Raw genomic sequence first — 10,796 nt, 5'->3', positions numbered from 1 at the left:
TTAAAACCACTCGAAATAAAAACTATTAAATAACTAAAGCTAAAAAGCCCCTAGGTTTTCCAGCTAGTCATTTTGACAAAATATGTTTAGCGGTATAAAAATAATTATAAAAGGTGGGGGTAATCACTTAATGTATTAAGTGATTACGTTGTGATTTGATTACGTCAATCTATTAAAGCCTAATTATACCTAAGTCACTTTTATGACAAAAATCAGAGCGATTCAAACACCTTAATCTCGCAAGCGGGTTGCTCTATTAAAGCAGGGGTTTTATTTGACATATTGAGCTTGCCAAAATAGCAGATATCGTCGCCTTTACCTAAAATAGGCATTTTATGCCACAATTTATAATTAGGCAGCGACGGTATGAGCACATCATCATTTGAAGTGAAGTTAAGCAGCGGAAAATAACGATGAATTTTAGTCGATAATAGTAACGGTTCAATTGACTCATTCATTGGTACCTCGGCATAGTGATCAAATGAAATAAGTAAATCACCAGAGGTAGCATCAATTAACTTAGCGTATATTTCTACACTTTCTTTGTTGGTATTATTTAAAGGACGTCGGATCACATTACCCACTAGCATAGCTTGTGATCCTAATAATTGAGTGGCTTCCCAAGCACATTTTTCATCAGCTACAAACTCACAAACTTTCAAACGCTCAAGACGATTAACCATTTGATCCCGATTGAGTACTTGAAAACGCTTTCTCGCCGCAAATTCAGCATAGAACTCGTTGAATGCTGAATTTTGTTTTGCGCAGGTGACCGAATCTTGCTTTTGGCAATCAAAAGGAAATAGCGCTAATTTTAACCGCTCAGCAAATTTAAACGAACCGGCGTCTTGTTTGACAATGGTTACTTTATGCTGTTTTTCAGTTTGATCGGTTACTACTGTTATATCAATTTCATTATGGCCGCTTTTCAGTGGGTATAAATAATTGAGCACTTGTTCTATTGAGTTGTTCAGCGCAATACTCTTATCGCCTATTTTTATTGATTGCAGCCCCTCTGCCGCAGCGACGTAGATTTCTAATAAAACCGAAGATTCTTGTGTTACTTTTCCTATTTCGGCAATATCAATTTCTATCTCTGCATTTGCCATTGTCGGTGCAATAGCAACTAAGCGTGACGTTAAATTACCTTTGCCATCACCAACCCCGATCAAACGTTTATTTTGTTTAGTTGAATCGAATGTGATCATTAGCTCAACATCATTAAGTTGAGCTAATTTATTACATTTAATATGGTAAGCATTTGTGCATTGAATATTGATGCCCGCGATCTGACTATTATGATTAGACAACGGAAATTTAAATAGATGCGAATCGATCACTATTTGACTAACGCCAACTCCCTTATCTTCGACCCGAATATGTAGGCTATTACTGTTTAGCTTTCTGCTTAATAAAGAAAATGATGGTGGTGTGATATCGTTAAGATTTTTAATGATCATGGATTTTTTATTTTGAAATACATCCATAACAACAATATTTATATCATCATCGCCATATACTGAGGGATCAATAATAATCTCTTTCTTGGCATCTATGGGTTGATAAGTAATAGATGCATCATCAATGACTTTAGTCGCTTGTAGTAAATAAGGCTGATCATTAATTGAAACCAAATCAATCATATTGTTATCTTCGATTACAACTGATAGTTCTTTTTCTGTCTGCGCCTTTAAGGTGATCGTGGGCGCATTTTTATCTAAAGCGGCTGCGCTACTTTGTTGAAGAGACTTAATTAAAAAGATACGGGCTTTTTCAGAAGGAAACTGTTCAAATGATTTAGTTAAAACAGTAACCGCTTCATCAAATTTATGCTGTTGGTACAAAACAATACCTAATTCACGATTAGGGAAATAATTGTTTAGAAAATGCATGCCTAGTGTATAAACACGTCGTTTATCAGTATCTCGAATACTAACGGCCTGACGCAAATCACTTTCGGCTTCAGGCCATTTTTCACAGTCCATATAAGTGATGGCTCGTTTATAATAGTCGAACCAATCACCGCCAAAACTGGTATTCAACACACCACATTGACCATAATTGTCGGAATGAATACTGGGTGCGCTAGCGTTACAAGATAAAAGTAAAAAACAAAACGAAAATAAAAGTGAAAGTGAAAGTGAAAAACATTTACGCATTTCTATAAATCCTGTTTATTGAAATAATTGGGCCATTATTTTTTTGCCCTCTTTCTTTAACTTTATTGGGTTAAACGAGGTTAATTTTTCGGCTTGATATGCACCGATAACGTGATTATTTTTGAGGATGGCCACTCGAGCAATAACCTTATTATCAAGTTGAACAAATTCAGTTACGATCATAATGGGATCAAAATTAAGTGTTTTTTGACTAAGCGCGTCACTACATTTTTTAAGCGCCCCAACGATACATAAAACTTGTTCATTATTGACTTTATTGAGCGAATCAGTATCTATAAGAGGAATAATAACACCTTGATTAAGTTGGTTGAAAAAAGCGCTATGAAAAGAACTGCAAAATGAAAAATCACAAGCAATATTACGATAGTATAAGTTGGATTGACCTGCACTTAACTCCGCTAAATTGACCAATGATGGTTGAGAGAGCTTATCTGAATTTTGTTCAGCCTTGGCAGTTGTATTAACAAATGAAAATGAGTCGACAGAAAAGCTCAAAGAAAAAGCACTGTTTGTGTAACAGAGCATGAACGCTACCATCGCGCATTTTAAAATAGTTGTTACATTAACCATAAACCACTACTCTTTTTAATTAATTTTATGTTTATACTGTATCTAATGGTGAAATCATAATTTAAAAAATAAGTTCGCACATGAATTACTTAAAAATTAACCTCCAAATTATTATAATCGCCTTAATCTCGTTCCCCGCTTTATCGGTAACACAAATTAATGGTGAAGGTTTTGGCGCTTCACTTGCCAGCGCAAAACAAGACGCATTAGGTGATATAGCCAATCAAATAGCGGTTACTGTTAATAACAATACGGAATTAACCGCGTCTAGACAGTCAACCGATGATGTTATTGATGTAAAAGAAAGCTTCGATTCTCAAATAAAAACCTCAAGTAATGTCGAGTTATTAGGGGTTAGCTTCACACAGAGTAAAACTGAAAATGGCTACAAAGCGACTGCAACGCTTGACCTGATAAAAACCATTAACGCATTTGATTTACGGTTACAACAGATCGAATTAAAAACGTATCAAATTGCTTACCAGTATATAAACCAACATTTTGATTCGACTAAAAAAATCGAGTTAAGCGATGTTTTTTTTCAACAGTTGATTACACAAAAAAATGACATAAACCGTTATAAAAAACAGGCTAAATTTAGTGATATTTTGAAAGTATTAGCGGGACAAATTCCAACGTCAATTGATAAATTACGTCAACTAGATCAATCAATTGACAGCCTTTTTAAGCGATATAGCGAATCAAATGTCAGTTCAGTACAACATATAGAAAATATAATAACTTTTACAGCACTTAAAAACGAAGCGGCTATATGTAAAACCCTAAATGCCACTACCTTGTTATTTCAACGTGACGCGATAAAAAACAATGCAGAGCAGCTAATTAATAAAAACTTACTTATCTCTACCCTTAACGAAAATAATTTAATGCTGGCGGTCGTTAACGAAAATAATAAAATAGTGAATCAGTTTACTATCCATCTAGATCAGTCCATTTCAACGTTAGTTAAAACTAACTCAGACAATAAAACTAACCTAATTATTGTAGCGGGTAAGCAGGCGATCGATATCTCTGAAATCATAGTCTCGAATACGGTTAATGATACAATCAAGGCTAAAACGAGCTTAGGTAACAAATGTGATGTTGCAGCGGCTCACTTATCTATGTTAGATACATCGCAAAGTGTGATTATTATCGATACTGAATTTGAAATTGGGGAGTTTACACTACAGCCTGATCCTACCATTTTAAAATATGCTCGTGGCAAAGCCATCATGACTCAAATAAAAGATGGCTCTTTAATTCAATTACCTAATTGGACACTTGAAATTAAAGATTTTCCTTTTGTATCAGAAACAATGTCAAAAGATAAAATTAAAACCCAACTAGAATCAACTTTAATTAAACACATTACGTCGATAAGCAAGTGACTTTTTAAAGTTAGATAATGGGAAAAGATAAACACTCTAAATAGGCGCGCCTAAAGTTAATATATAGAGATAATCACGATCTTAGTTATTTATACAACCAAGATCGCTAGATGTAAAGCAGGTTATTTGAAATTTGTTAATAATTCTGAAAAATTAGATAACTAATTTTTCAATAAATTTATCACTTTAGATAAACTAGTGCGCCAATCAGAAGGTGATATATTCATAGGTAAAAGAGCACTTGAATCCATAACAGAGTAAGTAGGCCTTTTGGCTGGTAGTGGGTATTCATCTGTGTTTATAGCACGAACTTCAGGCACATTATCAATCACACCTATATTTTTAGCATCATCGAATATGGCTCTTGCAAAACCATGCCAACTTGTAGGCAAATCACCACTATAATGATAAACACCATATTCGATTGAAGAATTAGTGTACCCAACGCATATAGATAAAATAGCATTTGCAATATCACCAGCATAAGTAGGACAACCATACTGGTCGGCAACCACACTTAATTTATCTCGTGTTTGAGCCAACTTAATCATGGTTTTAACAAAGTTGTTGCCGTATTCACTAAACACCCAAGCTGTACGTAAAATAACGTGCTTTTTATTTGCATCAATACAAGCAAGTTCACCAGCTAGTTTTGACTTACCGTACACACCTTGCGGGTTTACTGCGTCAGTTGGCTGGTAAGGTGCAGTTTCATTGCCGTCAAACACGTAATCTGTAGATATATGAATAATAGCTGAACCAATTGCATTTGAAGCTTCGGCTAAATTTTTAACACCTAGTTCGTTAACTGCGTATGCTTGTTCAATTTCAGCTTCAGCTTTATCTACCGCTGTATAAGCAGCCGCATTAACAATAAAGTCTGGTTTAAAGTCTAATACAACACTTTCTACACTGGCTTTATCGGTAATATCCAAATCAGCCGAGCTACAAGCTTTTAGCACGATCTTGCTAGACTGCTGCTGTGCAATAACATCTTGAAAACAACGCCCCACTTGGCCGTTAGCGCCCGTTAATAAAATTTTCATATGTTTATAACTCAGTTAACTTTAAACCTAGTTTATCTTTAGCCGACAAAATAGGTTCTATACCTTCAGGCCACTCAATACCTACAGTTTCGTCGTTCCAAGCTAAACAACCTTCATCACTAGGCTCGTAATAATCAGTACATTTATATTCGAAATCAGCAATGTCAGACAAAACAACAAAACCATGAGCTAAACCAGGTGGTACCCAAAACTGTTTTTTATTTTCTTCAGATAATAAAACCCCTGCCCATTGTCCATAAGTTGAAGAATTTTTTCTTATGTCAACGGCTACATCAAATACACTACCACGAACAACTCTAACCAACTTGCCTTGTGGTTTAGACTTTTGAAAATGTAAGCCTCTTAATACATTCTTAGATGAACGAGAATGGTTATCTTGAACAAAATTTAGATCGATACCGCACATTTCTTTGTAACGTTCAGCTTGAAAACTTTCTAAAAAGAAACCTCGCTCATCACCAAATACTTTGGGCTCGATGATTATTGCATCACTAATATTAGTTTTTATAATTTCCATTTATTTGTATCCATCTGCGACTTTTAATAGATATTGACCATAACCAGTCTTCTTTAAACGATTACCTGCTTCAAGTAGCTCGGCTTTTGAGATCCATTTTTTATAAAAAGCAATTTCTTCTAAACATGCAACTTTAAACCCTTGCCTATGCTCAACGGTTTGTACAAACTGACCAGCTTCTAATAAAGAGTCGTGCGTACCTGTATCTAACCAAGCAAAGCCACGGCCTAAAACAGCAACATTTAAATCACCTCGTTCTAGATACACATTGTTGACATCTGTTATTTCTAATTCACCACGTACTGATGGCTTAATATTTTTTGCTATTTCTATTACGTCATTATCGTAAAAATACAAACCAGTAACTGCGTAGTTAGATTTTGCTTTTTCTGGTTTTTCTTCAATGCTTAATGCTTTACCACTGTCATCAAATTCCACAACACCAAATCGTTCTGGATCGGATACATGGTAACCGAATACAGTTGCACCAGATTGTCGAGCCGTCGCTTCAGCTAATTTGTCAGAAAAATGTTGGCCAAAAAATATATTATCACCTAATACTAAAGCAACATTATCTTCACCAATAAACTCTTCACCAATAACAAATGCTTGAGCTAAACCGTCAGGTGATGGCTGTATTGCATATTCAATAGATACACCAAAGTGACTTCCATCGCCTAATAAATTTTTAAAATTATCAGCATCTTCAGGTGTCGTGATAATTAAAATCTCATTAACGCCTGCCAACATAAGAACAGACAAAGGATAATAAATCATGGGCTTATCATAAATAGGCATTAATTGCTTAGAGGTTGCCAAGGTCAGTGGGTGTAATCGAGTGCCACTTCCTCCGGCTAAAATGATTCCTTTATATTTTTTCATAATAATTCCTAAACTAAAATTTTTATTGCTACCTTAACTAGGCACCGATTCTCTCTAATTTATATTCACCACTCATAACTCGCTTCCACCAAGCAGAGTTATTCAAGTACCATTGAACTGTTTTTTTAATACCTGACTCAAATGTTTCCTCGGGTTGCCAGTTTAATTCTTTAGACATTTTGGATGCATCAATTGCATAACGAACGTCATGTCCTGGACGATCAGCTACATAAGTAATTAAATCTTCATATTTAGCTATACCATTAGGTTTATTTGGTACAAGCTCTTCTAATAACGTGCATATGGTTCTAACTACTTCTATATTGCGCTTTTCGTTATGACCACCGATATTATATGTTTCTCCAACATCACCTTCAGTAACAACTTTATACAATGCTCTTGCATGATCCTCGACATATAGCCAATCACGTATTTGGCTGCCATCACCATATACAGGTAAAGGTTTGCCTTCTAAAGCATTCAAAATAATGTGTGGGACTAATTTTTCAGGAAAATGATACGGTCCATAATTATTAGAACAGTTGGTTACTATAGTCGGTAACCCATAGGTACGTTTCCAAGCTCTAACTAAATGATCTGAACTCGCTTTACTCGCAGAATAAGGAGAGCTAGGGTCATAAGAAGTTTCTTCAGTAAATAGAGGAAGGCTAGCCCCTTCTTGTATTTCATCGGGATGAGGTAAATCACCATAAACCTCATCAGTTGAAATATGATGAAAACGGAATTTAGCTTTAAGATCATCAGATAGAGTCATCCAATATTGACGAGCGACATCAAGTAAAACAAAAGTGCCAACAATATTAGTTTGGATAAATTCACTCGGCCCATCTATAGAGCGATCGACATGACTTTCTGCAGCTAAATGCATAACAACATCTGGCTGATGTTCCATAAATACACGGGCTACATTAGCAGTGTCACATATATCTACTTGTTCAAATATGTAACGGTCATTCTGTAAATCAGTCGGTATAGATTCCGTATTACCCGCATAGGTCAATTTGTCTAAATTTATAACGGTATCCGTTGTATTATTTAAGATATGTCGAACAACGGCGCTACCAATAAACCCTGCTCCACCTGTAACTAATATTTTCATTATTTCCAAAACCCTTTATGCATACTAAATTTTTTAATCCAAGAAGAAGGAAGCTTTTTATAATGTTTTCCCAATTTCATTCCAACTATTTTTGCCAAATTATTTATTAAAAAATTTGGCAACCACTTTTTATGACCTTTCCATAAATAACTAAATTCCGATTTTAAATATCGTCCACCTTCACCACCAGCGCCACCATATTCATTCTGAATCCAAGGCTCCATCGCATGAAAAACGCCAATATCAAAATAGCGTTTAAATTCTTCTTTAGCTGAATAATTATGAGAATGTCTTACTGCTGCTTCACCACAGTAACCGACCTTATACCCAGCCTTCAGCATTTTAGCTACTGCATACATATCTTCACATAAAATAGTATTATTAGGAAATAGACCAACACCTTCTAGATCTTTGATATTATATATAGCAAAAGAATTAGACATAAAAACGGATTTAATACCGTACTTCGATATGTCATTATTAGACTTGATGCTCGATTTAATAGGATAATTGAATATTCTTGCGTGTGAAGCCAGCGGGTTCGCGTTTGAATGAGGCTTTTGTCTGCCGCAAACAGCAGATAATTCATTGTTAACTATGTAATGGTAAATCTCATCTAAACTTCCAGGTTTCACCAAAGCATCTTGAGTTAAGAAAACAACATATTTAGCTTTATTTTTTATTAACTGTACACCAAGGTTTCTAGTTCCGCCATGATTAAATTCTTTAGCTAATATTTCGTGAACGTGAAAACCTTTTTCTATAAACTTACATAACACACCATCAGTTGATTCAGAGTCAATAATAAGAGTATTATCTTTGTATCCCTCTGCTTCGATAGTCAAGAGTAAATCTGCTAAAAGGCTGCCTCCATTTCTTACAGGTATGACAATTTCAAAAGGTACCATTATTTAACCTGCCCCATTAAAACCATCAATACAAATACAAATTGCCTTATAAAGCCTGTTTTTCTTATTTTACCTATTAAAGTAAAATATAATTTTTTAACAAAACTTGATTTCTCAAAAAAATCAATATAAAAATCAATATCATCTATATCTTTAGCTAACAAATCAACTCCAAAATCTTTTTTAAATGCTTTCGCCTGATAAAAAGTTTTTGTAAGGGAATGCTTAGATTCAACACATAGCTCCTTAATTTGAGGACTAATTTTTAATAAGCTACGAAATGATATATCTTTTGCTCCGACTTGATTTCCAGAATGCTGCCGGTAAAGATTCAAACTCTTATCAATGAATTCTAGCTTACCAAATGCTTGCACATATAAAGCACAATACCAATCATGCATAATAGCACCACTAAAATCTGATTTAGTCACTTCCTTAATCGCATACTTATTTAACATGAACACACAACCAGTAACTGAGTTTTGATTTAAAAGATCTAGGAGTGATGGTTTAGTTGAAAGTTTTTGACAATGAAACATAGAAGAGTGAACAGGTGCCAATAATTCATCAGTGATACATAAATCAGAATGTATTCCAATAGGAATATTCTCACCACTATTTTTAACAACAGATCTATATCTATCTACAAATAAAGAGATTTTAGAAGAGTTCCAAAAATCATCTTGATCTGCAAAGAATGCGATATCAGCAGTAGAGCTTTTTAAAAGCCTAAGGAAATTAGCTTGAACCCCACCAACTCGATCAGTCGATAAAATAGATATGTTAAAATTTTTTGGTATATTTTTTATTGATTCTATTTTACTTATTGTGTCATCTGTAGAACCATCATCGCTTATTATTATAGATATATTATGTTCTTCTATATTTTTGGAAGATAATATAGAGTTTAATTGTTCAACAATATAACTCCCACCGTTATATGTAGCTAACAAAATGTCTATATACATTTAATTCCCTTAGTAGATGATACAAAGTAGCCATCACGTATAATGATAAATATGGTAGTAAAAATAGTGGCTGGATATGATAACATATTATCAAAGACCATAAATAACCCAACTAGTATATAAAGTACTAAAGACATAACTCTAGACTCCCTCCTTTTACAAAGGATAAATGTTATAAAAAAATAAAAAGCAAACATTAATGTGTGTAAAAGTACTCCAAGTAAACCTAAATAGCCATATGACTCAGAGAATGCAGTTGATACATTAAGATGCTCCGCAACTAAATTATTAGATCTGGGGGCTATATCGAATACGACTGCAACTCTCTTTGATATAGTTTGAGGTAAATTCTCAAATATGAAAAATCTTACAAAATTATTTAAATCATATTCTGAGTTTAAATTTACATGTTGGATATTAAAATCTAAATTAGAAATTGGTGATGTTACATATAACCAAAACCAATAAAAAACAGCACTACCACCTTCACTAATAAAATGGTCACTGGCCCCCCCTGCTTCTAATATATATTGCTCAGCCTCTCCATAACTAATATTTAGCAAGCCAGACATACGGTATGTGCCTAAAACGCCAAATAAAATCAATAAAGTTGAGACGCTAATAGCGGCAATAAGACAAAGTTTAAATGTCAACTTCCTTCTTATCACATAGGCTAACAACATGATAAATAAACCATACATTAATAAATGACGAGATAACATCAAAATTGATATTAAAAACACAACACCAATAACTAAATAACTTGAAAATATTGTATTTTTTCGAACGACAACTGAGTATTCCAAAACGAGATAAAGGCACAAAGAGTACATAATTACATGTACAACCGGAAACCCAAAGTCTTTATAATCCCCACCAAATAAAGGAACGCCATAAACAGCAACTTCGCAACAAAAAAGAAATAAAGTTGTTATGAACAAAAATTTTGGAAATTTTGAATGGACAATTTTATCATCAACATTATTAGCTCTAAAATATGAGATATAACGGTTACATTTAGATACGTATAAATAAAGAAATTCCGAAAATATTAAAACAAATATAACTAATAATAATAATACATTCAGCTCTAGGCTTGGCTTGCCGTATAAAGAAGAAAACTCAAATTGGCTTAATGACCAAGCTAAACAAAGAACAGCAATTAAACTTTTAAATGGGCTTATAAAAAACAC

General features: G+C 34.0%; 10 protein-coding genes. 1 reads left to right on the top strand and 9 read right to left on the bottom strand.

The window, feature by feature from the left end; genetic code table 11:
- Positions 1–212 precede the first annotated feature (212 nt).
- Both DPX34_RS08040 and DPX34_RS08035 read right to left on the bottom strand, forming a co-directional pair.
- Positions 213–2,159, bottom strand: coding sequence for a tetratricopeptide repeat protein (locus DPX34_RS08040; RefSeq protein WP_111977897.1), 1,947 nt, complete (start codon positions 2,157–2,159; stop codon positions 213–215).
- A 15-nt stretch (positions 2,160–2,174) separates the two neighbouring features.
- Entirely contained in the window at positions 2,175–2,705 is a 531-nt protein-coding gene (locus DPX34_RS08035; protein ID WP_157964659.1) for a hypothetical protein, read from the bottom strand.
- A 125-nt stretch (positions 2,706–2,830) separates the two neighbouring features.
- Here DPX34_RS08035 and DPX34_RS08030 point away from each other — a divergent pair, with 125 nt between their 5' ends.
- Positions 2,831–4,141: an LPP20 family lipoprotein gene (locus tag DPX34_RS08030; RefSeq protein ID WP_111977895.1), complete on the top strand. Its 1,311-nt coding sequence runs from the start codon at positions 2,831–2,833 to the stop codon at positions 4,139–4,141.
- 161 nt (positions 4,142–4,302) lie between these two features.
- On the opposite strand, the gene rfbD is transcribed toward DPX34_RS08030, so the two are convergent.
- Genes rfbD through DPX34_RS07995 form a run of 7 tightly spaced genes read right to left on the bottom strand, consistent with a single transcriptional unit; the run spans position 4,303 to position 10,796 of the window.
- Positions 4,303–5,187, bottom strand: a complete 885-nt coding sequence (gene rfbD / locus DPX34_RS08025) for a dTDP-4-dehydrorhamnose reductase (protein ID WP_111977894.1) — start codon at positions 5,185–5,187, stop codon at positions 4,303–4,305.
- A 4-nt stretch (positions 5,188–5,191) separates the two neighbouring features.
- Positions 5,192–5,725, bottom strand: coding sequence for a dTDP-4-dehydrorhamnose 3,5-epimerase (gene rfbC / locus DPX34_RS08020; protein ID WP_111977893.1), 534 nt, complete (start codon positions 5,723–5,725; stop codon positions 5,192–5,194).
- Positions 5,726–6,607, bottom strand: coding sequence for a glucose-1-phosphate thymidylyltransferase RfbA (rfbA, locus tag DPX34_RS08015; protein WP_111977892.1), 882 nt, complete (start codon positions 6,605–6,607; stop codon positions 5,726–5,728).
- A gap of 37 nt (positions 6,608–6,644) precedes the next feature.
- On the bottom strand, positions 6,645–7,727 hold the full coding sequence (gene rfbB, locus DPX34_RS08010) for a dTDP-glucose 4,6-dehydratase (protein WP_111977891.1): 1,083 nt from the start codon (positions 7,725–7,727) through the stop codon (positions 6,645–6,647).
- Positions 7,727–8,635, bottom strand: coding sequence for a glycosyltransferase family 2 protein (locus DPX34_RS08005; RefSeq protein ID WP_111977890.1), 909 nt, complete (start codon positions 8,633–8,635; stop codon positions 7,727–7,729). Before DPX34_RS08005 ends, rfbB begins: the two co-directional genes overlap by 1 nt.
- Positions 8,635–9,603: a glycosyltransferase family 2 protein gene (locus DPX34_RS08000; RefSeq protein WP_111977889.1), complete on the bottom strand. Its 969-nt coding sequence runs from the start codon at positions 9,601–9,603 to the stop codon at positions 8,635–8,637. The genes DPX34_RS08005 and DPX34_RS08000 overlap by 1 nt, the downstream gene beginning before the upstream one ends.
- On the bottom strand, positions 9,594–10,796 hold the full coding sequence (locus DPX34_RS07995) for an oligosaccharide repeat unit polymerase (RefSeq protein ID WP_111977888.1): 1,203 nt from the start codon (positions 10,794–10,796) through the stop codon (positions 9,594–9,596). The genes DPX34_RS08000 and DPX34_RS07995 overlap by 10 nt, the downstream gene beginning before the upstream one ends.

Origin of the sequence: Algibacillus agarilyticus (assembly GCF_003286125.1) — a bacterium.
In the GTDB taxonomy this organism is placed as follows: domain Bacteria; phylum Pseudomonadota; class Gammaproteobacteria; order Enterobacterales; family Alteromonadaceae; genus Algibacillus; species Algibacillus agarilyticus.
The sequence above is the reverse complement of the archived record's forward strand: the minus strand, read 5'-3'. Positions and strand labels throughout refer to the sequence as shown.